Consider the following 23,577-nt stretch of genomic DNA (forward strand, 5'->3'; position numbering starts at 1 on the left):
AATTAGTGCACCATAAGTAGGTAAAAATCTCATATGGGAGGCTATAAAGTATGATTGTAACAACAACTTCTACAATTCAAGGGAAAGAGATTATTGATTATGTCGATATCGTGAATGGAGAAGCGATTATGGGTGCAAATATCGTTCGTGATCTTTTCGCTTCTGTCCGTGATGTTGTCGGTGGTCGCTCAGGCGCTTACGAAAGCAAATTGAAAGAAGCACGTGACATCGCAATGGAAGAGATGAAAACTCTTGCAAGACAAAAAAATGCGAATGCCATCGTTGGTATCGACGTGGATTACGAAGTAGTTCGCGAAGGGATGCTAATGGTTGCTGTGAGCGGGACTGCTGTCCGTATCTAAAGTGAGAAGCCGTGCTGATGCACGGCTTTTTGTATTCTATGTCGAAGATTCAATATTTCTTGGGAAATGCGGAAGGTCCCGTCGATATATAGGGAAGACATTAGAGTGCTTCTTTACATTTCCGGATTTTAACTAATAATGTTTCGTATTCTTGTTCGAGAGATGAGATATCATTGTGATGATTTGGTATGGAAATTCGGCCGATGACTTCTGTTAATTTTGTTTGTAATCGTAACAACTCTTGCTCAGTAACGTTTACAGAATCTCCGGTGGTTCTTTTTGTGTATTGCTCGTAATTACCGTGGAATACTCTAGGTTCACTCTCATCTACTTGTAGAATATAGTCTGCAACAGAGCGAATAAAGGCACGGTCATGGCTAATGAAAAGTATTGTGCCAGGATATTCTTGTAACATGGTTTCTAATTCTTCTTGCGTTGCTAAGTCTAAATAGTTTGTCAAACTTATTTCAGCTTGTGATTTTTGAATTCGTTATTATAAACTTGTGCCTTAGCTATCGCCTCAGCATCGTTTTTAATTTCATCCAGTCCATTCGCATCTCCAATAACATAACCTTCAAATGAAGAACCAACAAAATCAAAGATATATTGGAATTGAGCAATAAGCGGTAATGCTTTTAGCTTTGGATTATCCCCGCCAACGATGACAACATACATTTTTTTGCCTTTCATTTTTTCTTTGAAATGAAGAGATGTATCGCGCAAGCTTTGTGACCAGCGATCAACAAAGTTTTTCATATGTCCACTCATTCCGTACCAATATAATGGTGTAGCAAAGATAATCGTGTCGTGCTCTAGCATGCGTTTGGTTAACTGCTCATAGTCATCATTTACGGATTGGAATCCTTCTGCATCATGACGTTGGTCTGTAATAGGATAGACGGTATGGTCACGCAAATAAATTTGTTCTGTTTCAATGTCCTCTATCATCATATGTGTTAAAGCTTCTGTATTTCCGTTTTGTCTTGAACTGCCATGTATAACAAACATGTAATCATTCCTTTTCTTTTGCTTGTTTTAGGAGTGAAACGTGTTTTTGCAAATTCGCTTGGATGTTGGAAAGTAATGTGATTTGCTTTGTTACTTCATTGAGTTTATCTTCGTAAAGCGTAAGGATACTGCTACACGGATTGTCGTACAGGTGCGGTTCAATTTCAAGGCAGCGCAGCATCCTTGCCGTCTCTTCTAAATTTAAGCCAATTTGTAAGTACATTTGAATAAGCTCCACTTTTTCGATGGCACTTTCATCAAAATCACGGTAACCATTTGCAAGGCGCTTAGTAGGGAGTAAGCCCTTTTCTTCGTAATGTCTTAGTGATCTTTCACTAACGCCAGTTTCTTTTGATAATTCTCCAATTCGCAATGCGTTTCACCCCTTCTACATGTATTGTAAACCTTCACACTAATGTGAGGGTCAACTCTGTTTTTTCGCAAAAGAATCTACATGATTTAAGAACACTTGAATGGCTTTAGATGGAATGAAATATTTACCGCGTACGATGGAAAACGGACGGATTAGTTGTTCATTTGGAACTTCGACGTGGAATAGTTCTTTTGCTAATAGCTCTTTCCGTACAGTCCAATCAGAAAGGATAGCGATGCCAAGCCCGGCACTAACAGCTTCCTTTACGCTTTGGATACTACTGAATGTAAAGAATCGTTTCATTTTTAAATGGTGTTGATGAATAAAGCGGTCACTATAAGCGCGTGTACCAGAACCACTTTCTCTTAATACCCATACTTGATCTTGGAGTGTACTTTCATTTATTTCATTTGTGCGGAGTAATGGATGATTTGGCGGGACGACGAGCTTCATTTCATCTTGCATAAATGTTTCAACATCTACGTCGGCGTATACGACTTGTCCTTCCACTAGGCCGATATCAATTTGATTAGAGCGAAGGCTTTGCAAAACGTCTTCTGTATTTGAGATGAAAGTATGAACTTCGACGTATGGATTTTCATTCGCATAGTTAGCCAGTATTTTTGGAAGTAAGTATTCGCCAATTGTAAAACTAGCACCAATGCGAAGTGTTCCTGTTACAACGTTATGTAGTTCATTAATTTCTTGTTTAGCATCTTCGTAAAGAGAGAGCATTTGCTTTGCATGTATATATAATATGTTTCCAGCTTCAGTAACTTGGACGTGCTTCGGGGAGCGTTGAATAAGTGTAGTGCCAAATTCGTTTTCTAAGTTGCGTATATGCATACTTACTCCAGGCTGTGAAAGGTTTAATAATTCTGCTGCACGGGAGAAGTGTTTCTGTTCAACGACAGTAACAAAAATTTTTAAAATGTCTACGTTCATATAATAGGCTCCTTTCTTTTCTATCATCTTATCATAAGTATTTCTGATGATAGAGATTCGGTATTGGTATTAAACTTATTATAGAAACTCTCTTATAATGTAAGTAGAAAGAACATGCATGTTCCAATACGATTATTGGGGTGGTACAAGGTGGAACAAACACTTGTTATACAAAAGAAGAAGGGCTTTGGATTTTCGCAAGGAATTGGGATTACATTATTAATCGCAATTGCCGCGAAATATTTAGCAGAGCTTCCATTTTTAAATATTATGGGACAATTAGTAATTGCTATTCTAATTGGGATGGTTTGGCGCGCTGCAATTGGAGTTCCTCATGATGCGATTGCAGGAACGAACTTTGCGAGTAAGAAGTTACTGCGCTTTGGGATCATCTTACTTGGAATGCGATTAAATCTTGTTGATATTGCAAAGGCAGGACCGAAAGTATTGGTTATCGCAGCGGTTGTTATTACATTTACCATTTTCGTTGTATATGGGCTAACGAAAGTGTTTAAAGTAGAGAAAAAACTTGGGATTTTAACAGCATGTGGGACAGCGATTTGCGGGGCGGCCGCGGTCGTGGCAATTGCACCGCAAGTGAAAGCGAAAGATGATGAAACAGCAGTTGGGGCAGCAATTATTGCTATTTTAGGTACGATATTTACGCTTATTTATACGCTATTATATCCAGTGCTTGGCCTATCTCCATACGGTTACGGTGTATTCTCAGGGGCGACGCTGCACGAAATCGCTCATGTCATCGCAGCTGCGGCGCCAGGAGGAAGTACGGCTGTAGACATCGCAGTTATCGTGAAGTTAACGCGCGTAGCAATGCTTGTGCCGGTAGCGATTTTAATTGGAATTTGGTTTGGGAAGAGTGAGGGAAGCAAAGAAAAGAGATCGTGGCGTGAACTTCCAATTCCGTGGTTCATTTTCGGATTTTTAGCGATGAGTGCGGTGCATTCGCTTGGCGTGATTCCAGAAGTTATTGCGGGATATATTGTAGTCATCGCTTACATGCTTATCGCAATGGCGATGGCAGGGCTCGGTTTAAATGTAGAGTTTAAAACGTTCCGTAAATTAGGAAGTAAAGCATTCGTGGCAGGGCTGATTGGCTCGGTTTGCTTATCGGTTCTTGGATACGTTCTTGTATATGCGTTAGGATTTATGTAGTAGAGGAGAAAGCTGTTCCCGAAGGTATTTAGGGGCAGCTTTTTCTTATGCTTATCTTGCTACGGATGTCGGTAAGTCGATATATTTGGAAAATCACTGATATAAATTTAATTTCCTCTGTACTTTGTTAGAAAAGATGTTCAGTGAAATATTTTTCTAAAATTTGTAAAGATATCTTCACTTGCAGCTGGAAAAAATTTATAATTTAAGTAAAGATATCTTTACTTTCGAAGGTGGAGCCTATGGGTGTAAAAAATAAAATTAAAGAATTAAGAAAGCAGCATCATATAACGCAAGTTGAAATGGCAAAGGCGATGCAAGTGACACGGCAGACGATTGTGGCGATTGAAAACCATCATTACAATCCAAGTCTAGAGTTATCCTTAAAAATCGCCAAATATTTTGGAGTGAAGGTGGAAGAAATATTTACGCTAGAGTAAGGGGAGAGAAAAATGAATGATACGAAAAAGTTAGTGATCGGTGCGACTTTTGGATTGTTTTTGGGAGACATTATAGTTCATATTATGAATCCGGCTATACCAATTTTACCGCTCGTAGTTAGTAATATTTTAGCGATTGTATGTCTAGTGTTTTATACAAATTACAAAAAGCGTAAGTACAAAGAAGAGGAACTTCCCGATATAGATGAGCGAGTAAATGAAAATATAAAAAAGCATGTGAACGTCTTATTTGTATTCGCATTTCTGTTGCTTATTATTTATATTGTTGCGAGTAAAGCAATAGGCAGGGCTGTTATACCTATGCAAGAAATATTTCTGATATGCAGTTCCTTATTTGCGGGTAGTCTCATCATAGGAGTGATGATAGGAAAACGAGTATAGCGATAGGAGGAATGAAAAATGCAGGATGAGTTTGAGAGATTTCAGTCAGATAAAGCGTTTAAATATTTAGGGTTGTTTTTAGCGATTAGTTTAGCCATATGGAGTTTGTACAATTTAATTGTTTACGGAAGTGCTGGTATGCCGTTTGTGTTATTTGCACTAGGGCAGTTTGTTTATTCCTTTGTGAACTATTGGCCGAAGTGGAGATATAGAAATAGTAAAGAGGTTGATCGTGTATGAGTAAGCAAGAGGTTATACGGTTCATAGGAAGTTTATTTTTAGCGGGGCTTGTGCTAAATGTGAGCTTAATGATTTTAAATATTTCATGGGGAACAATCTTCATATCAAATGTAGCGTTAGTCATTCTATATGGAATTGCGGAATATAGAGAACAGAAGCGTTTGAAAGAAGAGGGAATACCGTCGATTGATGAGCGAGTTGTGAACAAGATGAAGTCATATTTTACGATTAGTATGACAAGCTTCGTTTTCTTGTTCATTATGTATCTTTGTGTAAATAAGTATTTAGACAGGCCAGTAGTACATGTAAATGAGTTATTATATATTGCTATTTTTGGTCTATTAATAAGTATCGCATCGACGAGCGTGTTAGCAACAAGGAATAGATAGAAAAAGGGGAACTGGGATGGGATTACCGGTATTATGTGTCGCTACGGCTATTTTTGCTTTGTTTTGGGGAATGCAGAACTTCTCTCATAATCGAGTGCCGAGTATTTGTATTATGCTTGGTACTGTAGGTTTATCGTATTATTTATTAGTTTCAGCTCATTATCATAAAACAGCAACGAGCGTTGTTGTCGGAGCACTTATTTTATTTTGTGGTCGTGCTGTGCAAAAGGGGTTATTTCCGTAAAGGCTGTTTATACGAAGCGTATAAACAGCCTTTTGTATTTTTTTTACAAAACACTTGAAAGTTACGTAACGTCATCTTTTATAATGAAGGGGAAGAGGTGATGGTAGTGATTTCAATTCAACAATTGACGAGAGAAACAGGGGTTACGGTACGTACATTACGTTATTATGATCAAATAGATTTATTAAAGCCGAGTGGTAAAACAGAGGGTGGACATCGGTTATATAGTGAAGCTGACGTTATTCGTTTGCAACAAATTTTGTTTTTAAAGGAAATGGGATTTTCATTAAAAGAAACTGCGAATATGTTAGTAAAAGGTGAGCTAGATTTAAAAAATTCGCTTGAAAAACAACTTCGGTTTGTACAAGAAGAACAAAAGAAATTTAATCGAATGGAGAGTGTTTTACAAGCAGTTGTTTATTCGGTAGATGTGGAAGGAGAACTCGATTGGAAAGTTATGTTTGAACTGATTCAGCTTTCGAAGCAGTCTTCTCGTATACGTGAAATATTTCAAAATGAAGTGTTTTCAAAGGAAGAACAAAAATTGCTTCATAATTTACCAAACATGAGTAAGGAAGACCCGAATGTTTTAGAATGGGTAGATTTATTAAAGCAATTTCGTACTTTTATGAAAGACGGTAAAGAAGTAGCTAGTGATGAGGTACAAGGGGCAACAAAGAAATTAATGCAGAAATGTTTAGAAATGGCTAATGGTGATGAAGCGTTTTTAGATAAGTTATGGGAAGTTAGAAAATCGAAGGAAGATTCACAGAAAATGAGCCTGTATCCGATTGAAGAAGAACTTTTACTATATATGGATGAAGCTTTTCGTATTTATGATGAAAAGGAGAGGGATAAATGAGTATGCTCGCAGAATATCGTTGGTATTTTTTAATTGGGGCAGAAATTGTATTTTGGTTATCGGCTATCGGTTTCTTTTTACTCCGTTACGGATTTCGTTTGAAAAAGGCGAGTTTTATTATGGGGATTGTACTACTCGTAAACGAAGTATTCATTTTAACCTTAGGGGTAATGGACTATTATCAAACAGGAAAGTTCTCTAACTTTCAAATCATTACTGTAATCATTTTATTGTATGCAGTCTTTTACGGGAAAAAGGATTTGAAGAAGCTTGATATATTTGCGCAAAAATTAGTTGCGAAATGGCGGAATGAGCCGGCGTCTATTATAGAAGAACAGGTAGAATTAACAGGTATGGCTTATGCGAAGCAGGAAATAAAAAATTGGGTATTGCACCTTAGTTTGTTTGTTGTTGTGCATATTTTCTTTTTCTTTCTGTACGGTTTCGTACCATTTGAACAATGGGGGAATTGGTTAGAATCAGGAATCGTTTTAAATAAAGCAGCAAGTCGCGTTAGCCAAGTTTGGGCGATTATACTTTTAGTGGATACAGCTATTTCATTTTCATATGTTCTTTTTCCGAAGAAGGAGAAAGGTAACAAGAAGCTACTTTCTTAGGGGAAAGTAGCTTTTGCGGTATACAAATAATTTTTATAGGAGAGGATGACAATAGGAAAAAGAACTAGTTTTATATGGATATTTCTCTTTAGTTTAGTAGCATGCTCACAATCTAACACTACAATTGATAAGAAGAATGATGTCATTGTAAGGGGAGCAGGAATTTCCAATCTAAATAAATTTGAACAGTTCGTTTTAAATATTGATCAAGGGAAAGTTGATAAAATAAGAATTGTACAATATACCCATGAAGGTGACCCGATTTTTCAAATGTTAGAACGTAGTAAGAACGATATACTTTATGTGTCAGATAATAGAAAAGACCAATTTGCCGGTGATAATAAAGGGTTATATAAAGATAGTTGTAAAAGTATTGTGAAAGACGAGCGCGAATCAGGAACCACTTATAGGCTAATAGATTGTACGAATGAAGATGGCGCAATGGATATGACGTATTATATGTACCTAAAAAATAGAGTTAGTAGAGGAAGGAAGTATATACTCCTTCCTTTTTCTATGTATATATTGTCGAAAACTTTACCGAATATCTGTTCGTTTTTTTAGGTTTTTTATGGGCATTCGTGGTAAAATAATAATACAGATTTTTATGAGGAACATTAAACAGTATTCAAAAAAGCAAACTATGATAGACAGATGTATAAAAATGTAATTATGAAAGAGTATATATTGAAAGAGTTTTGGGGAATGATTCACATGTCTATTGAAAAGATAGGATAATCCAGATGTTTTAACTACTTATCAAAGTCAAAAAAATAAATGAAAAACAATCTCTACAAGAAGAAATTGTTCAAGATTTGCTATCTATCATTCGTGTATGTAGTTGTAAGATATATGATTGAGAAAATACAAAAAATGTCGAGGGATAAAGAGACATGAGAAGAGCATATTTTATAGAGATAAAACCGACACATGAACAAATAACCAAGATCAATCAAACGATTGGGGTTTGTAGGTACGTTTATAATCTGTATCTCTCCAAAAACAAAGAGATGTATGAATCAGAGGGAAGGTTCCTTAGTGAATATGATTTTTCTAAATGGCTAAACAATGTTTATACAAAAGAATGTAGTCAATGGATTAAAAAGGTATCTAGTAAAGCGGTAAAACAGGCCATTATGAATGGAGATAAAGCTTTTAAAAGATTCTTTCAGGGTTTATCTGGATTTCCACGTTATAAGAAAAAGAAGAATCAAGATGTGAAATGCTATTTTCCTAAAAACAACAAAACAGATTGGACAGTAGAAAGACATAGAGTAAAAGTTCCAACGATTGGTTGGATGAGGTTAAAAGAATATGGGTATATCCCAAAAAATGCGATTGTAAAAAGTGGGACGATAGGTAAAAGAGCAGGAAGATATTTTGTATCTGTGCTTTGCGAATGGAAAGAAGCAGAAATGAAGCCAATACTCAATCAAACAGGTCTAGGTATTGATTTGGGGGTAAAGGATTTCGCTATACGTAGCGATGGTATCGTTCATGAAAATATGAACAAAACAATACAAGTAAAAAAGATAGAAAAACGGTTGAAACGTGAACAACGCTCTTTATCACGCAAATTTGAAAATATAAGAAAGAGAGGTGAACAATCTGCTACTAACAAAAGAGCGAATATAGATAAAAATATTCTTAGGGTGCAAAAACTACATGCCAAGCTAGCAAATATTCGATTAGCGTATGTAAAATCTGTTGTAAATGATGTGGTGAAAACCAAGCCAACGTTTATTACAGTGGAAGATTTGAATGTAAAAGGTATGATGAAGAATAAACATCTATCTAAAGCAGTTGCTAAGCAGTGCTTTTATACATTTAAAACATGGTTATTGACGAAATGTGAGGAATATGGAATTGAATTACGTCAAGTAGACAGGTTCTATCCATCTTCAAAGCTATGTTCATACTGTGGTCAAAAGAAAGTAGACTTAAAGCTATCCGACCGAGTATATACATGTAATTGTGGAAATGTAATGGATAGAGATTTGAACGCGTCAATAAACCTTTTACAAGCAAAAAAATATACAATACTAACGTAAATAGATTGTATATATGTACGGTGGGCTACATCGGAATTTACGCCTGTGGAGTGTTAGATCAAACTGTAGTAGCGAGTGGTTGGCAAGGCAGGACACGTAGAAGCAGGAACACTCTAAGAATATACATTTGTCTATATTTTTTGTAGCAGGTCGGATTTTCTTGGAACGTCAATTTGAAATTGTCTCAGCGTATTCCCCGCAAGGTGATCAGCCGGTAGCTATAGAGAAGCTTGTAGAGGGAATTAATAGTGGAAAGAAAAAGCAAGTGTTGCTTGGAGCAACAGGAACGGGTAAGACATTTACGATTTCAAATGTCATTAAAGAAGTGCAAAAGCCAACACTTGTTATGGCTCATAATAAAACGTTAGCAGGGCAGTTATATAGTGAGTTGAAAGACTTTTTCCCGAATAATGCAGTTGAATATTTTGTTAGTTACTACGATTATTATCAGCCAGAAGCGTATGTACCACAAACAGATACGTTTATTGAAAAAGATGCGCAGATTAATGATGAAATTGATAAATTGCGTCACTCGGCAACGTCTGCATTATTTGAACGGGACGATGTAATTATTGTTGCGAGTGTTTCGTGTATATATGGCTTAGGTTCTCCAGAAGAATACCGCGAGCTAGTTGTTTCGCTTCGAGTTGGTATGGAAAAAGACCGTAATCAATTGCTTCGTGAACTTGTTGATGTACAGTATGGACGTAATGATATTGATTTCAAGCGTGGTACATTCCGTGTGCGAGGAGATGTAGTTGAAATCTTCCCGGCATCACTTGATGAGCATTGTATTCGAATCGAATTTTTCGGTGATGAAATCGATCGTATTCGTGAAGTAAATGCGTTAACAGGTGAAGTATTAGCAGAACGTGATCATGTAGCAATCTTCCCAGCATCTCACTTCGTTACACGTGAAGAAAAGATGAAGGTCGCTATTGAAAATATCGAAAAAGAATTAGAAGAGCGTTTAAAGGAATTAAATGATAACGGCAAGTTGTTAGAAGCGCAGCGTATAGAACAGCGTACACGTTATGATTTAGAAATGATGCGCGAGATGGGATTTTGTTCAGGTATTGAAAACTACTCCCGTCATTTAACACTTCGTCCAGCTGGGGCAACGCCGTATACGCTATTAGACTATTTCCCGAAAGATTTCTTAATCGTTATGGATGAATCGCACGTATCAGTACCGCAAGTAAGAGCGATGTATAACGGGGACCAAGCGCGTAAGCAAGTGCTTGTGGATCATGGATTCCGTCTGCCGTCAGCTTTAGATAATAGACCGCTCACATTCGATGAGTTTGAAGAGAAAACGAATCAAGTTATTTATGTTTCAGCAACGCCAGGACCGTATGAGTTAGAGCAGTCGCCAGAAGTAATAGAACAAATTATTCGTCCAACAGGGCTTTTAGATCCACCAATTGATATACGACCAATTGAAGGGCAAATTGACGATTTATTAGGAGAGATTCAAGATCGTATTGCAAAAAATGAACGTGTATTAATTACGACTTTAACGAAGAAAATGTCAGAGGATTTAACGGATTACTTAAAAGATGTAGGAATTAAAGTTAACTATCTTCACTCTGAAATTAAAACGTTAGAACGTATTGAAATTATCCGCGATCTTCGCCTCGGTAAATTTGATGTACTTGTCGGCATTAACTTATTGCGAGAAGGATTAGATATTCCGGAAGTATCACTTGTAGCTATTTTAGATGCTGATAAGGAAGGGTTCTTGCGTTCAGAACGTTCATTAATTCAAACAATCGGTCGTGCCGCGCGTAATGAAAACGGCCGCGTTATTATGTATGCAGATCGTATAACGAAATCTATGGGAATTGCGATTGAAGAAACGAAGCGTCGTCGTAGTATACAAGAAGCTTACAATGAAGAGCATGGTATTACGCCGAAAACGATTCAAAAAGGTGTGCGTGATGTAATTCGTGCAACGACAGCTGCTGAAGAAACGGAAACGTATGAAGCAACGCCAGCTAAGAAGATGACGAAAAAAGAGCGTGAAAAGACAATTGCGAAGATGGAAGCAGAAATGAAAGAAGCAGCAAAAGCGTTAGACTTCGAGCGTGCAGCTGAACTAAGAGATTTACTATTAGAATTAAAAGCGGAAGGGTGAAAAAAGTGAGTAAGAGCAAGGATTTTATCGTTGTAAAAGGTGCTAGAGCACATAACTTAAAAAATATTGATGTAACCATTCCGAGAAATCAGCTTGTCGTTGTAACGGGATTGTCTGGTTCGGGGAAATCATCATTAGCATTTGATACGATTTATGCAGAAGGGCAGCGCAGATACGTAGAATCGTTATCTGCGTATGCGCGCCAGTTTTTAGGACAAATGGATAAGCCGGATGTGGACACGATTGAAGGATTATCACCAGCAATTTCAATCGATCAAAAAACGACGAGTCGTAACCCACGTTCAACTGTCGGAACGGTAACGGAGATTTATGATTACTTACGTTTATTATTTGCACGAATTGGTACGCCAATTTGTCCGAATCATGGCATTGAAATTACGTCACAAACAGTAGAGCAGATGGTAGACCGTGTTCTTGAATATCCTGAACGTACGAAATTACAAGTGTTAGCGCCTATCGTTTCTGGGCGTAAAGGTGCGCATGTAAAAGTACTTGAAGATATTAAGAAGCAAGGATATGTTCGTGTTCGCGTTGACGGTGAAATGCTTGATGTATCTGAAGATATTACGTTAGATAAAAATAAGAAGCATTCCATTGAAGTTGTAATTGACCGTATTGTTGTAAAAGAAGGAATCGCAAGCCGCCTTGCTGATTCACTTGAAAGTGCATTAAAGCTTGGCGGAGGCCGAGTGTTAATTGATGTAATGGGAGAAGAGGAACTTCTGTTTAGTGAACATCATGCTTGTCCGCATTGTGGTTTTTCAATCGGAGAATTAGAGCCGCGTATGTTCTCATTCAACAGTCCGTTCGGAGCATGTCCTTCTTGTGATGGACTTGGTTCAAAGCTAGAGGTAGATTTAGAGCTTGTTATCCCGAACTGGGATTTATCATTAAATGAACATGCGATTGCACCTTGGGAACCAACAAGTTCACAATATTACCCACAACTTTTACAATCTGTATGTAATCATTACGGCGTTGATATGGATGTGCCTGTAAAAAATATACCGAAAGATTTATTTGATAAAGTGTTGTACGGAAGCGGGGAAGAGAAAGTTTATTTCCGCTATGTAAATGAATTTGGTCAAGTAAAGGAAAATGAGATTTTATTTGAAGGTGTTATTCCAAACATTGAACGTCGTTATCGTGAAACGAGTTCTGATTACATTCGTGAGCAAATGGAAAAGTATATGGCAGAACAAGCTTGTCCAAAGTGTAAAGGTGGACGCTTAAAGCCTGAGAGTTTAGCTGTATTTGTTGGCAATAAAACGATTGCTGACGTAACGAAGTATTCAGTTCAAGAAGTACAAGAATTCTTCTCAAATGTAGAGCTAACGGAGAAGCAACAAAAAATAGCTCATTTAATTTTAAGAGAAATTCAGGAGCGCGTTGGGTTCTTAGTGAACGTTGGTTTAGATTATTTAACGTTAAGCCGTGCCGCAGGAACTTTATCAGGTGGTGAGGCGCAGCGTATTCGTTTAGCGACGCAAATTGGTTCTCGTCTAACTGGCGTACTTTATATTCTAGATGAGCCTTCAATTGGTTTACACCAGCGTGATAACGATCGTCTTATTCGTACATTGCAAGAAATGCGCGATTTAGGCAATACGTTAATCGTTGTTGAACATGATGAAGATACGATGATGGCTGCTGACTATTTACTTGATATAGGGCCTGGTGCAGGTATTCATGGTGGACAGGTCGTTTCAGCGGGGACGCCGGCTGAAGTTATGCAAGATGAGAATTCATTAACAGGGAAGTATTTAAGTGGTAAAGAGTTTATTCCAGTTCCACTTGAAAGACGTAAAGGTGATGGACGTAAAGTAGAGATTGTCGGCGCAAAAGAGAATAACTTAAAGAATGCGAAAATGTCATTCCCACTCGGTACGTTTGTAGCGGTAACAGGGGTATCTGGTTCTGGTAAAAGTACGATGATTAATGAAGTATTATATAAATCGTTAGCTCAAAAGTTATATAAAGCGAAAGCGAAGCCAGGTACTCATAAAGAGATTAAAGGTCTTGAACATTTAGATAAGGTAATTGATATTGATCAATCACCAATTGGTCGTACACCACGTTCTAATCCAGCGACGTACACAGGTGTATTCGATGATATTCGTGATGTGTTTGCACAAACGAATGAAGCGAAAGTGCGCGGATATCAAAAAGGACGTTTCAGCTTTAACGTAAAAGGTGGCCGTTGTGAAGCGTGCCGTGGTGATGGAATTATTAAAATCGAAATGCATTTCCTACCAGATGTGTATGTTCCGTGTGAAGTTTGTCACGGTAAACGATATAATCGTGAAACGTTAGAAGTGAAATATAAAGATAAGAATATTTCTGAAGTGTTAGGGATGACAATTGAAGATGGAGTAGAATTCTTCGCCAATATTCCTAAAATTAAGCGTAAACTTCAAACGCTTGTAGATGTTGGGCTTGGTTATATGAAATTAGGTCAACCAGCAACAACATTATCTGGTGGGGAAGCACAGCGTGTGAAATTAGCTTCTGAATTACACCGTCGTTCTACAGGTCGTACGTTATACATTTTAGATGAGCCAACGACTGGTTTGCATGCGCATGATATTGCACGTCTTCTAGAAGTGCTGCAACGTCTTGTTGAGAGCGGTGAGACGGTACTTGTAATTGAACATAATTTAGATGTAATTAAAACAGCTGATTATATCGTTGACCTTGGACCAGAGGGCGGAGATAAAGGTGGACAAATCGTTGCTTCCGGAACGCCAGAGCAAGTAGTGAAAGAAGAACGCTCATACACAGGTAAGTATTTAAAAGAGATTTTAAATCGTGATAAAGCAAGAATGAAAGAGAAAATAAAAGAAGTAGAGTTATCGCAATAAGTTTATTGATGAAAACCGAGTGGAAATGACGCTCGGTTTTTATTGTATAGGGGGAGAAGATGGAGTTTTTAGAGGTGTTAAGGAAGAAACATATGAAGGTAAGAGAGTTTCAAAGTTGGGGTGTATATTTTCGAAAGCGCTGGGAGGATCACTTTGCAAATCATTTAAGTGATAAAGAAAAAGAAGATATTTTTCTTTATGGAGATAAGTATGCATGTGGTTATCTATGGCACATATTTAGTTATGAGAAAAAGAAGTGTTTAGAGGGTAAAGAAGCGGAAAACGCGTTTCATAATGAAGTGAAAAAGGATTGCTACATCTTCTATCAACACTGTGATGAGATACTGTTAATAAAGGATGCGAGTTTGTTACATATGGATGATATATTGTGTGAGACAGACGATGCGTATAAAGGTGATATCTATATCGTAGATAAAGATTTCACTTGGACCTTTGTAAAAACGCATGAACGTAGGTGGTGTGGTCCTTATTTTGCGAGGAAGTGTTAGTAGGTATACAAGCATGAAAGATAGAATAAGTTGATATAAGTGTTCGTATCATACTTGCGTTTATTATCTATTAGCGTATGATGAAATATATATGTTTAAAAGGATGTGTAACGAAATGAGATGGATTGTATCACTTCTTGTAAATAGCGTTGTGTTAATCGCTGTATCGGGACTTTTAAAAGGGATTGCACCAGATGCATTTTACGTAGCAAATATACAAACTGCAATTATTGCTAGTATTATATTGGCGGTTTTAAATGTGTTCGTAAAGCCGTTTTTAATTTTAATTACGCTACCAATTACTGTTGTAACTTTCGGCTTCTTCTTAATTGTTATTAATGCGATTACGTTAAAAATAGCAGATTCATTATTAGGAGATGCTTTTAATATATCAGGATTTGGTGTAGCGATTGTTGCGGCAATTTGTATTTCAATTTTTAATATGATAATTGAAAAGGCAATTGTTGAACCTCTATATGAAAAAAAGAGAAAGTGACAAAAAGAAAAACATTTCATTATTCGTATGAAATGTTTTTTTCTATTTATTAGAAACCGTATTTCTTGTTTCCAGAAAAAAATGGTACAATATCCGATAGAATGGAATTTTACATCAAACGAGACTGAACCCGCAGCGGAGTGGAGGTTTATACATATGCCGAAAGTAAGGACAAAAGATTTAATTGAACAATTTCAATTGGAGTTAATCAGTGGTGAAGAAGGCATTCATCGTCCGATTGATACAAGTGATTTATCACGACCTGGAATTGAAATGGCAGGATTTTTTACATATTATCCAGCAGATCGTGTGCAGCTTCTTGGAAAGACGGAGCTTACGTTCTTTGACACGTTAACGTCAGAGCAAAAACAAGAGAGAATGAAAGCGCTTTGTACTGAGGAGACGCCATGTATTATTGTAACTCGTAATCAAGATGTACCAGATGAGTTATTACAAGCATCACGTGAATCAGGTATGCCTTTATTACGTTCTTCTCAAACGACAACTAGATTATCAAGTCGTTTAACAAACTATTTAGAAGGTAAGTTAGCACCAACAACTGCTGTTCATGGTGTGTTAGTAGATATTTACGGTGTTGGTGTTTTAATTACAGGTCAAAGTGGTGTTGGTAAAAGTGAGACAGCTCTTGAGCTTGTAAAGCGTGGTCACCGTCTTGTTGCGGATGATAGTGTAGAAATTCGTCAAGAAGATGAAGACATGTTAGTCGGAAGCTCACCAGATTTAATCGAGCATTTATTAGAAATTCGTGGTCTAGGTATTATTAACGTTATGACGTTATTCGGTGCAGGGGCAGTACGAAATTATAAGCGTATTACACTTGTTATTAATCTTGAAATTTGGGATCAAAAGAAAAATTACGATCGCTTAGGTCTTGATGAAGAGAAGATGAAAATTATTGATACAGAGCTTACGAAGATTACACTTCCAGTTCGTCCTGGTCGAAACTTGGCTGTTATTATTGAAGTAGCAGCGATGAACTTCCGTTTAAAACGTATGGGAGTCAATGCAGCACAGCAGTTTTCTGAACGATTAATGAGTGCAATTGAGTTAGGAAATCAGGAGTAAACTTTGGAGAGGGAGGTCATATACATATGCTGTTAGCTTCTGTACCACAGCTTGACCGTGTAGCTATCCAACTTGGGCCGTTTCCTGTGTATTGGTACGGGATTATTATCGGTACAGGTGTGCTATTAGGTCTTTGGCTGGCAACTCGCGAGGGAGAAAGGCTAGGTATTCCAAAAGATACATTTGTTGACCTTGTATTAATTGCAGTACCGATCGCTATTCTTTTTGCGAGAATGTACTATGTTATTTTTGAATGGGAATATTACGCACAAAATCCGAGTCAAATTATTAATATTCGTCAAGGTGGTTTGGCGATTCATGGTGGTTTAATCGGGGCTGTTATTACAGGTGTTCTTTTTGCGAAACGACGCGGACTTTCTTTCTGGAAGTTGGCTGATATTGCTGCACCAAGTATTTTACTAGGACAAGCAATTGGCCGATGGGGAAACTTTATGAACCAAGAGGCGCATGGTGATGAAGTAACGAGACAGTTTTTAGAAGGTCTTCATTTACCGGATTTTATTATTAATCAAATGTATATTGAGGGTGTGTACTATCATCCGACGTTTTTATATGAATCATTATGGAATTTTGCAGGCGTAATTTTACTACTTGCATTAAGAAAAGTGAATTTACGTCGCGGGGAGTTATTCTTCACATATTTAATTTGGTATTCAGTAGGACGCTTCTTCGTAGAAGGCTTACGTACAGATAGTTTAATGCTAGGACCACTTCGTATCGCACAAGTAATGTCAATTGGACTTGTTGTTATTTCTATTATTTTCATTATTGTGAGACGAAAAATGGGGCAAGCTGATAAAAGATATTTAGAAAATTAGAGACAAGTAGCATCTTATTATAAGATGCTGCTTCTTTCATATTCAGGAAGGCGAAAGGACTAAGGCGATGAGAATAAATACAGTTTTATTTGATTTAGATGGAACTTTAATTAATACAAACGAACTTATTATTTCTTCTTTTTTACATACTTTAAATACATATTATCCAAATCAATATAAGCGTGAAGATGTATTGCCATTTATCGGTCCATCTTTGCATGATACTTTCAGTAAGATTGATGAAAGTAAGGTTGAAGAGATGATTACAAGTTATCGCGAATTTAACCATGATCATCATGATGAATTAGTAGAAGAATATGAAACTGTATATGAAACAGTTCGAGAGTTGAAGAAGCAAGGTTATAAAGTTGGTATTGTTACAACGAAAGCGAGACAAACCGTTGAGATGGGATTACAGTTGTCAAAGCTTGATGAATTTTTTGATGTTGTCGTGACAATTGATGATGTAGAGCATGTGAAACCACATCCAGAGCCACTTCAAAAAGCGCTTGAATTATTAGATGCAAAACCAGAAGAAGCATTGATGGTTGGGGATAATCATCATGATATTGTCGGTGGTCAAAATGCGGGGACGAAAACAGCTGCGGTTTCATGGACGTTGAAAGGTAGAGCGTATTTAGAGGCTTACAAGCCGGACTTTATGCTAGATAAAATGAGTGATTTGCTACCGATTTTGTCTAATATGAACCGTTCATAAAGGTCCAAGTAAGTTAGTAGAGGAGCGAGCTAAGTGCGACGGACAACGCGCTATCCTGTTTCAGGAGAAAATTCATTATGGAATGTGTATAAAACAGTGTCTTTTTGGAAGGTAATGAAAAACTTTATTATTATCCAAATTGCACGTTACACGCCATTTTTATCTGTGAAGAATTGGTTGTACCGCACTTTTTTACGGATGAAAGTAGGAAAGAAAACATCATTTGCGCTTATGGTAATGCCGGATATTATGTTCCCAGAAAAGATAACTGTGGGAGAGAATTCGATTATTGGCTATAACACAACGCTTTTAGCACATGAATATTTAATTCGTGAATATCGACTTGGGGAAATCGTCATTGGAAATGAAGTGATGATTGGAGCGAATGTAACAATATTACCAGGTGTGAAAATTGGAGACGGTGCGACTGTCTCAGCTGGCACACTTGTTCATAGAGATGTACCGAGCGGTGCTTTCGTAGGTGGAAATCCAATGCGTATTATTTATACGAAAGAGCAAATGACCGCCAGAGAAGGTTCATGGTGAAAATGTAACATTTCTCCTCTTTTTTTATGAATAAAAAGGAAATAATTGAGTATAATATACTGTTTTGTTTTTTACGGAATCGTTTATACTTATAGATAGAAGAATGTGTGAACGAAGAAAACAAAAAACTGGAGGATATATGGGGAAAAATCAAAGGATATATAAGGAGAACGGACAAGTTATCTCTTTTAATCAATTAGCGGACTTCTTTTATAAAAAAGGGATGAGAGCTTACAAAGGACAAAAATTGCAAGATGCAATTAAATATTTTCGAAGAGCGGCACAAAGTGAGAAGGAGCCGTTTATTTTATGTCAATTAGCATCAGTATTATCTGAGGCTGGTGAATATCAAGAATCGAATCAAATCTTCTTAAAGTTAGTTAGATCTAATCCAGAACTTGAACAGTGCTATTATTTTATTGCAAATAATTATGCATATATGGGGTTATTTCAACAGGCGAAGAAATATGCAGATCGTTATTTAGAAGTTGCAAAAGAGAAGGAATTCGTAGAAGATACATTAGAACTTCTTGAGATTATGGAAGAAGAAGCAATGGGTGCGGAAGAGATTGAAGATGAAGATGATTTAATTGTTATGCAGGAAGAAGCGAATCGTTATATTCGTAATGGACAATTGGAAGAAGCAATTGCTACATTAGAAATTGTTACGAAAGATTATCCGGAATTTTGGTCAGGTCATAATAATTTAGCCATTGCACATTTTCAATCTGGTAATGTAGACAAAGCACTGAAGTTAACAGAAATGATTTTAGAGAAAAATCCTGGTAATATACATGCGCTTTGTAATACGCTTATTTTTCTATATTCAATTGGAGAGCATAAACAAGTAGAAGCGTTAGCGGGACAGCTAGTTTCGGTATATCCGATTTCATTTGAACATCGTTTGAAACTGGGAACTACACTTGCAACAATTGGTTATTTCGAGCATGCATATAAATGGTTCAAACTATTAAAGCGTCAAGGATATGAGGGAGACGTTAGTTTTTATTATTGGTTTGCATATTCTGCTTATATGGTGAAAGATCAGCAACTAGCTGAAAAAATGTGGCAATATGTCGTGGAATTGCATCCTGATAAAAAGGGAAAAGAACCGTGGAATGCGCTGAATTTAGCAGATGAAGGACAAAACGTGTTATTTGAAGAATTACGAAAATCATTTCAGCAAAGTGCGACGCTAGAAGAACAAATGCTAGCTTTATATTTAATGAATGAATTGTCAACGCCGGAGAAGGTGGGATTCTTCTTTGATATAACGCAAGCGAAGAACGGTGTTCCCATCGTATCACAACTTGCAAAGTACTTCTTTTTACTTAATAGTCATAAGAGTATTCCAGCTGATTTACAGCAATTTGAGCAGTGCGCGAGAATCGCGGATGCATTATACAATTATACGAAAAAAGATGATGAATTAATTGAAGAGTGTTTACACTTTTGGTTTTGTACGTTCATACGTTTATATACATCTGGAGACATATTTACAAATGTGTACGGCTGGTCAGCTGCGATTGAATACATTGTACGCGGCGAACAAGGAAATAAAATGACACAGTCGGAGCTTGGAGATGTATATAATGTATCTGTAGCGACTGTCCGAAAGTATGTGCAAGCTGTTAAGCGTACGCACACATAAGATAAGCAAATCATTGGGAAAAAAATGATGCTAACAGTATAATGAGGGTAACTTAATTGTGTAGGAATGGATAGGAGTGAATAGTGTGTCAGAAGAAAAAATTTATGATGTCGTTATTATTGGTGCAGGACCAGCTGGTATGACAGCTGCAGTATATACATCTCGCGCAAATTTAAGCACATTAATGCTTGAGCGTGGTATTCCAGGTGGCCAAATGGCAAACACGGAAGATGTAGAAAACTACCCAGGTTATGAGTCTATTTTAGGACCAGACTTATCAAATAAAATGTTCGAGCATGCAAAGAAATTTGGTTCTGAATATGCATACGGTGATGTAAAAGAAGTCATCGATGGTAAGGAATACAAAACAATTATTGCTGGTAAAAAAGAATATAAAGCACGTGCAATTATCGTTGCAAGCGGTGCAGAGTATAAAAAAATTGGTGTACCGGGTGAAACAGAACTTGGCGGCCGCGGTGTATCATATTGTGCAGTATGTGACGGAGCATTCTTTAAAGGAAAAGAACTTATCGTAATTGGCGGCGGAGATTCTGCTGTTGAAGAGGGTGTGTTCTTAACACGCTTCGCATCAAAAGTAACGATTGTTCACCGTCGTGACACGCTTCGTGCACAGAAAATTTTACAAGACCGTGCTTTCCAAAACGAAAAAGTAGATTTCATTTGGAACCACACGATAAAAGAAATCAACGAAGCAAGTGGTAAAGTAGGAAGTGTAACACTTGTGGACGTAAATAGTGGAGAAGAGAAAGAAGTCAAAACTGACGGCGTATTCGTATACATCGGTATGTTACCTTTATCAAAACCATTTGTTGAACTAGGTATTACAAATGAAAATGGTTACCTTGAAACGAACGAGCGTATGGAAACGAAAATACCTGGTATTTTCGCAGCTGGTGATGTTCGTGAAAAAATGCTTCGTCAAATTGTAACTGCAACAGGTGACGGTAGTATTGCAGCGCAAAGTGCACAACATTACGTAGAAGAATTATTAGAGGAATTAAAAACTGTATCAGAAAAATAAGGGATAATATACCTTGTGAGAAGAAAGCTACCGACAGGAGCTTTCTTCTTTTTTTGTGTGAAAATGTCAAAGTTTTGTCAAAAAATATAAGGATTATAAGCTTTCTTATTGATATACTGGACTTTACGGAAAAAATCACTATAAGAAATGAGGAATTTATTCAGTATGGAATGGCGTAATATATATCGTGGATTTTGTATGGGCGTTAGTGATTTAATTCCTGGTGTGAGCGGCGGTACAATCGCTGTTGTGTTAGGGATTTATGAACAATTGCTTGCGGCAATTAGTGGATTCTTTAGTCGTGAATGGAAAAAACATTTAGGATTTTTAATTCCACTTGCAGCTGGTGTGGCAGCGGCATTTTTAACGTTAAGTCACGTTATTAAATATTTACTTGCAAATCATTATGAACCGACTCAATTTTTCTTCCTCGGTTTAATTATTAGTATATTACCGATGTTAATGAGGGAAGCTGATGCAAAGTCGTCGTTTAAAGGCAGGCACATCGTTTTATTAATAGTTGCAGCAATTCTTGTTGCGATTACAGCTTTCTTTAAACCAGATAAGGCAGCAGATCCAATTACGACATTAACAATTTTAAATGCAATTGGTTTATTTTTCGCAGGATGGATGGCTAGTATGGCCATGCTGCTTCCTGGAATTAGTGGATCGTTTATTTTACTAATTATTGGTGTGTATCCAACAGCAATTAACGCTTTAACTACACTTAACTTACCTTTAATCGTGGTTATCGGTGCTGGTGTTATGGTTGGATTTGTTGTAAGTAGTAAAGGCATTAGTTTTTTATTAGATCGTTATAAAAGTATGACATTTGCGGCAATTATTGGACTTGTAATCGGTTCGATTGTAATTGTATTCCCTGGGATTCCGACTGGCGGATTTTCAATTATAAGTTCAATTATTACCTTTATTTTAGGATTTGCGATTGTTACTTATTTCGGTAAGAAATAAGTACTTTAATCCCCTTGGCGATAAAAATCGTTAAGGGGATTTTTCATGTTATTCATTCAAAGTATAAGCATTTACATTGCTTGTTATAGAAAGCTTTTTTAAAATTGCTGAGTAGCATATGCTTAGCGAAAGAGGACTGGCTCCTTCGTTGTAGCAAACTGTTTTTGATAGTATAATGAAAGAAGTATGCAGTGAGGAATTTTACTGCAAGTAGCTGAGGTGAAGAAACATGCAAAGAGTGACAAACTGTGTGTTAATTAGAGATAATGAAGTACTCTTACTCCAAAAACCTCGCCGAAATTGGTGGGTTGCACCAGGCGGGAAAATGGAGCGTGGTGAGACTGTAAGAGATTCCGTTGTTCGCGAGTATCGTGAAGAAACAGGTATTTATTTGAAAAACCCAGCGTTAAAGGGGGTCTTCACCTTTGTCATCCAAGAAGGTGATAAAGTTGTTTCTGAATGGATGATGTTCTCCTTTTTAGCGACAGATTTTGCAGGAGAAAACAAACTAGAGAGCGAAGAAGGCATCATTGGTTGGCATACATTTGATAAAATTGATGATTTAGCAATGGCGCCAGGAGATTATCACATTATTGATTATTTAATTAAAGGAAATGGCATAATCTACGGTACATTTGTATATACCCCAGATTTTGAGTTGCTTTCATATCGATTAGATCCGAGTTAAACCGTCAAGGAGAGGATACAATGACAGAGAATAATGATATAAAAATGGTAATTATTACAGGGATGTCTGGAGCTGGAAAAACAGTAGCTTTACAAAGTTTTGAAGATTTAGGATATTTTTGTGTGGATAATTTACCACCGATGTTATTGCCAAAGTTTATTGAGCTTATGGCGGATTCAAAAGGGAAAATGAATAAAGTGGCACTTGGTATTGATTTACGTGGCCGCGAGTTTTTTGAACATTTATGGGGAGCACTTGATGATTTATCAGAACGTACATGGATTATTCCTCATATTTTATTTTTAGATGCGAAAGATAGTACGCTTGTAACTCGTTATAAAGAAACGAGACGTTCGCATCCACTTGCACCAACTGGTTTGCCGTTAAAGGGAATCGAAGCAGAGCGTAATTTATTAACAGATATGAAGGCACGAGCGAATATTGTGCTTGATACATCGGATTTAAAACCGAAAGAATTACGTGAAAAAATTGTTCACTTGTTCTCAACAGAAACTGAGCAAGCATTTCGTGTAAATGTTATGTCATTTGGATTTAAGTACGGTATTCCAATTGATGCAGATTTAGTATTTGATGTTCGTTTTTTACCAAATCCATATTACATTCCACATATGAAGCCATTAACAGGACTAGATGAAGAAGTTTCTTCGTATGTACTGAAATTTAATGAGACACATAAGTTTTTAGAGAAGTTGACGGATCTGATTACTTTCATGCTGCCTCATTATAAAAGAGAAGGCAAAAGTCAACTTGTAATTGCAATTGGATGTACAGGTGGACAGCATCGTTCTGTTACGCTTACAGAATACCTTGGGAAACATTTGAAACCAGAGTATAGTGTTCATGTATCTCATCGTGATGTGGAGAAGAGAAAGGGCCATTAAGGG

General features: G+C 37.0%; 27 protein-coding genes and 1 pseudogene. 24 read left to right on the forward strand and 4 right to left on the reverse strand.

Annotated elements, in window-relative coordinates; genetic code table 11:
* The first annotated feature begins 50 nt into the window (after positions 1–50).
* A complete protein-coding gene (locus ACTFO4_RS11665) occupies positions 51–362 on the forward strand; it encodes a YbjQ family protein (protein ID WP_000637521.1) in 312 nt (103 codons plus the stop codon).
* A gap of 100 nt (positions 363–462) precedes the next feature.
* Here the strand turns inward: ACTFO4_RS11665 and ACTFO4_RS11670 are convergent, their stop codons facing one another.
* The 4 genes from ACTFO4_RS11670 to ACTFO4_RS11685 are packed head-to-tail and all read right to left on the reverse strand — an operon-like array spanning position 463 to position 2,688.
* On the reverse strand, positions 463–822 hold the full coding sequence (locus ACTFO4_RS11670; RefSeq protein WP_440013695.1) for a macrolide transporter: 360 nt from the start codon (positions 820–822) through the stop codon (positions 463–465).
* A 2-nt stretch (positions 823–824) separates the two neighbouring features.
* Entirely contained in the window at positions 825–1,370 is a 546-nt protein-coding gene (locus ACTFO4_RS11675) for a flavodoxin family protein (protein ID WP_134207525.1), read from the reverse strand.
* Between the two features lie 4 nt (positions 1,371–1,374).
* The gene (locus ACTFO4_RS11680; RefSeq protein ID WP_001219225.1) at positions 1,375–1,743 is read right to left on the reverse strand and encodes a MerR family transcriptional regulator; all 369 of its coding nucleotides are present in this window, start codon (positions 1,741–1,743) and stop codon (positions 1,375–1,377) included.
* Between the two features lie 51 nt (positions 1,744–1,794).
* A complete protein-coding gene (locus ACTFO4_RS11685; RefSeq protein WP_063538056.1) occupies positions 1,795–2,688 on the reverse strand; it encodes a LysR family transcriptional regulator in 894 nt (297 codons plus the stop codon).
* A 150-nt stretch (positions 2,689–2,838) separates the two neighbouring features.
* Here ACTFO4_RS11685 and ACTFO4_RS11690 point away from each other — a divergent pair, with 150 nt between their 5' ends.
* From ACTFO4_RS11690 to rapZ, 23 genes and pseudogenes are all read left to right on the forward strand, one after another.
* A complete protein-coding gene (locus tag ACTFO4_RS11690; protein ID WP_326234962.1) occupies positions 2,839–3,861 on the forward strand; it encodes a YeiH family protein in 1,023 nt (340 codons plus the stop codon).
* Positions 3,862–4,103: 242 nt separating this feature from the next.
* The gene (locus tag ACTFO4_RS11695; protein ID WP_000538359.1) at positions 4,104–4,301 is read left to right on the forward strand and encodes a helix-turn-helix transcriptional regulator; all 198 of its coding nucleotides are present in this window, start codon (positions 4,104–4,106) and stop codon (positions 4,299–4,301) included.
* Between the two features lie 12 nt (positions 4,302–4,313).
* Positions 4,314–4,703 carry a hypothetical protein gene (locus ACTFO4_RS11700; protein WP_001000178.1) on the forward strand — a complete coding sequence of 130 codons (390 nt, stop codon included), beginning with the start codon at positions 4,314–4,316 and terminating at the stop codon, positions 4,701–4,703.
* Between the two features lie 18 nt (positions 4,704–4,721).
* Positions 4,722–4,943, forward strand: coding sequence for a hypothetical protein (locus ACTFO4_RS11705; protein ID WP_326234961.1), 222 nt, complete (start codon positions 4,722–4,724; stop codon positions 4,941–4,943).
* Complete coding sequence (locus ACTFO4_RS11710; RefSeq protein ID WP_326234960.1) at positions 4,940–5,332, forward strand: ATPase; 393 nt, start codon at positions 4,940–4,942, stop codon at positions 5,330–5,332. The genes ACTFO4_RS11705 and ACTFO4_RS11710 overlap by 4 nt, the downstream gene beginning before the upstream one ends.
* Before the next feature lie 16 nt (positions 5,333–5,348).
* A complete protein-coding gene (locus tag ACTFO4_RS11715) occupies positions 5,349–5,576 on the forward strand; it encodes a hypothetical protein (protein WP_326234959.1) in 228 nt (75 codons plus the stop codon).
* Between the two features lie 100 nt (positions 5,577–5,676).
* Entirely contained in the window at positions 5,677–6,438 is a 762-nt protein-coding gene (locus ACTFO4_RS11720; RefSeq protein WP_000260365.1) for a MerR family transcriptional regulator, read from the forward strand.
* The gene (locus ACTFO4_RS11725; RefSeq protein WP_326234958.1) at positions 6,435–7,055 is read left to right on the forward strand and encodes a hypothetical protein; all 621 of its coding nucleotides are present in this window, start codon (positions 6,435–6,437) and stop codon (positions 7,053–7,055) included. Before ACTFO4_RS11720 ends, ACTFO4_RS11725 begins: the two co-directional genes overlap by 4 nt.
* Before the next feature lie 45 nt (positions 7,056–7,100).
* Positions 7,101–7,531 (forward strand): annotated as a pseudogene (locus tag ACTFO4_RS11730) (DUF4362 domain-containing protein).
* A 417-nt stretch (positions 7,532–7,948) separates the two neighbouring features.
* A complete protein-coding gene (locus tag ACTFO4_RS11735; RefSeq protein WP_326234957.1) occupies positions 7,949–9,106 on the forward strand; it encodes a transposase in 1,158 nt (385 codons plus the stop codon).
* 160 nt (positions 9,107–9,266) lie between these two features.
* A complete protein-coding gene (gene uvrB / locus ACTFO4_RS11740) occupies positions 9,267–11,243 on the forward strand; it encodes an excinuclease ABC subunit B (protein WP_000441059.1) in 1,977 nt (658 codons plus the stop codon).
* A gap of 5 nt (positions 11,244–11,248) precedes the next feature.
* Positions 11,249–14,125 (forward strand): excinuclease ABC subunit UvrA, encoded by a 2,877-nt coding sequence (gene uvrA / locus ACTFO4_RS11745; RefSeq protein ID WP_061457871.1) that lies wholly within the window; start codon positions 11,249–11,251, stop codon positions 14,123–14,125.
* A gap of 59 nt (positions 14,126–14,184) precedes the next feature.
* Positions 14,185–14,634 carry a DUF4275 family protein gene (locus tag ACTFO4_RS11750; protein WP_242259331.1) on the forward strand — a complete coding sequence of 150 codons (450 nt, stop codon included), beginning with the start codon at positions 14,185–14,187 and terminating at the stop codon, positions 14,632–14,634.
* A 115-nt stretch (positions 14,635–14,749) separates the two neighbouring features.
* Positions 14,750–15,130 carry a phage holin family protein gene (locus tag ACTFO4_RS11755; RefSeq protein WP_001267308.1) on the forward strand — a complete coding sequence of 127 codons (381 nt, stop codon included), beginning with the start codon at positions 14,750–14,752 and terminating at the stop codon, positions 15,128–15,130.
* A 156-nt stretch (positions 15,131–15,286) separates the two neighbouring features.
* The gene (gene hprK / locus ACTFO4_RS11760; protein ID WP_001127250.1) at positions 15,287–16,216 is read left to right on the forward strand and encodes an HPr(Ser) kinase/phosphatase; all 930 of its coding nucleotides are present in this window, start codon (positions 15,287–15,289) and stop codon (positions 16,214–16,216) included.
* Positions 16,217–16,242: 26 nt separating this feature from the next.
* Entirely contained in the window at positions 16,243–17,055 is an 813-nt protein-coding gene (lgt, locus tag ACTFO4_RS11765; RefSeq protein WP_000922849.1) for a prolipoprotein diacylglyceryl transferase, read from the forward strand.
* Positions 17,056–17,122: 67 nt separating this feature from the next.
* A complete protein-coding gene (gene ppaX, locus ACTFO4_RS11770) occupies positions 17,123–17,773 on the forward strand; it encodes a pyrophosphatase PpaX (protein ID WP_001222403.1) in 651 nt (216 codons plus the stop codon).
* Positions 17,774–17,806: 33 nt separating this feature from the next.
* Positions 17,807–18,319, forward strand: coding sequence for an acyltransferase (locus ACTFO4_RS11775; RefSeq protein ID WP_001255070.1), 513 nt, complete (start codon positions 17,807–17,809; stop codon positions 18,317–18,319).
* Positions 18,320–18,458: 139 nt separating this feature from the next.
* Complete coding sequence (locus ACTFO4_RS11780) at positions 18,459–19,970, forward strand: tetratricopeptide repeat protein (RefSeq protein WP_000517720.1); 1,512 nt, start codon at positions 18,459–18,461, stop codon at positions 19,968–19,970.
* 85 nt (positions 19,971–20,055) lie between these two features.
* Positions 20,056–21,012 (forward strand): thioredoxin-disulfide reductase, encoded by a 957-nt coding sequence (gene trxB / locus ACTFO4_RS11785; protein WP_326234956.1) that lies wholly within the window; start codon positions 20,056–20,058, stop codon positions 21,010–21,012.
* 165 nt (positions 21,013–21,177) lie between these two features.
* Positions 21,178–21,984: an undecaprenyl phosphate translocase family protein gene (locus ACTFO4_RS11790; protein ID WP_326234955.1), complete on the forward strand. Its 807-nt coding sequence runs from the start codon at positions 21,178–21,180 to the stop codon at positions 21,982–21,984.
* Positions 21,985–22,213: 229 nt separating this feature from the next.
* Positions 22,214–22,672 carry an NUDIX hydrolase gene (locus tag ACTFO4_RS11795; protein WP_001190080.1) on the forward strand — a complete coding sequence of 153 codons (459 nt, stop codon included), beginning with the start codon at positions 22,214–22,216 and terminating at the stop codon, positions 22,670–22,672.
* 20 nt (positions 22,673–22,692) lie between these two features.
* Positions 22,693–23,574: an RNase adapter RapZ gene (gene rapZ, locus ACTFO4_RS11800; RefSeq protein WP_000138459.1), complete on the forward strand. Its 882-nt coding sequence runs from the start codon at positions 22,693–22,695 to the stop codon at positions 23,572–23,574.
* Positions 23,575–23,577 lie beyond the last annotated feature (3 nt).

It is taken from the genome of Bacillus cereus group sp. MYBKT14-1 (genome assembly GCF_051915185.1).
In the GTDB taxonomy this organism is placed as follows: Bacteria; Bacillota; Bacilli; order Bacillales; family Bacillaceae_G; genus Bacillus_A; species Bacillus_A cereus.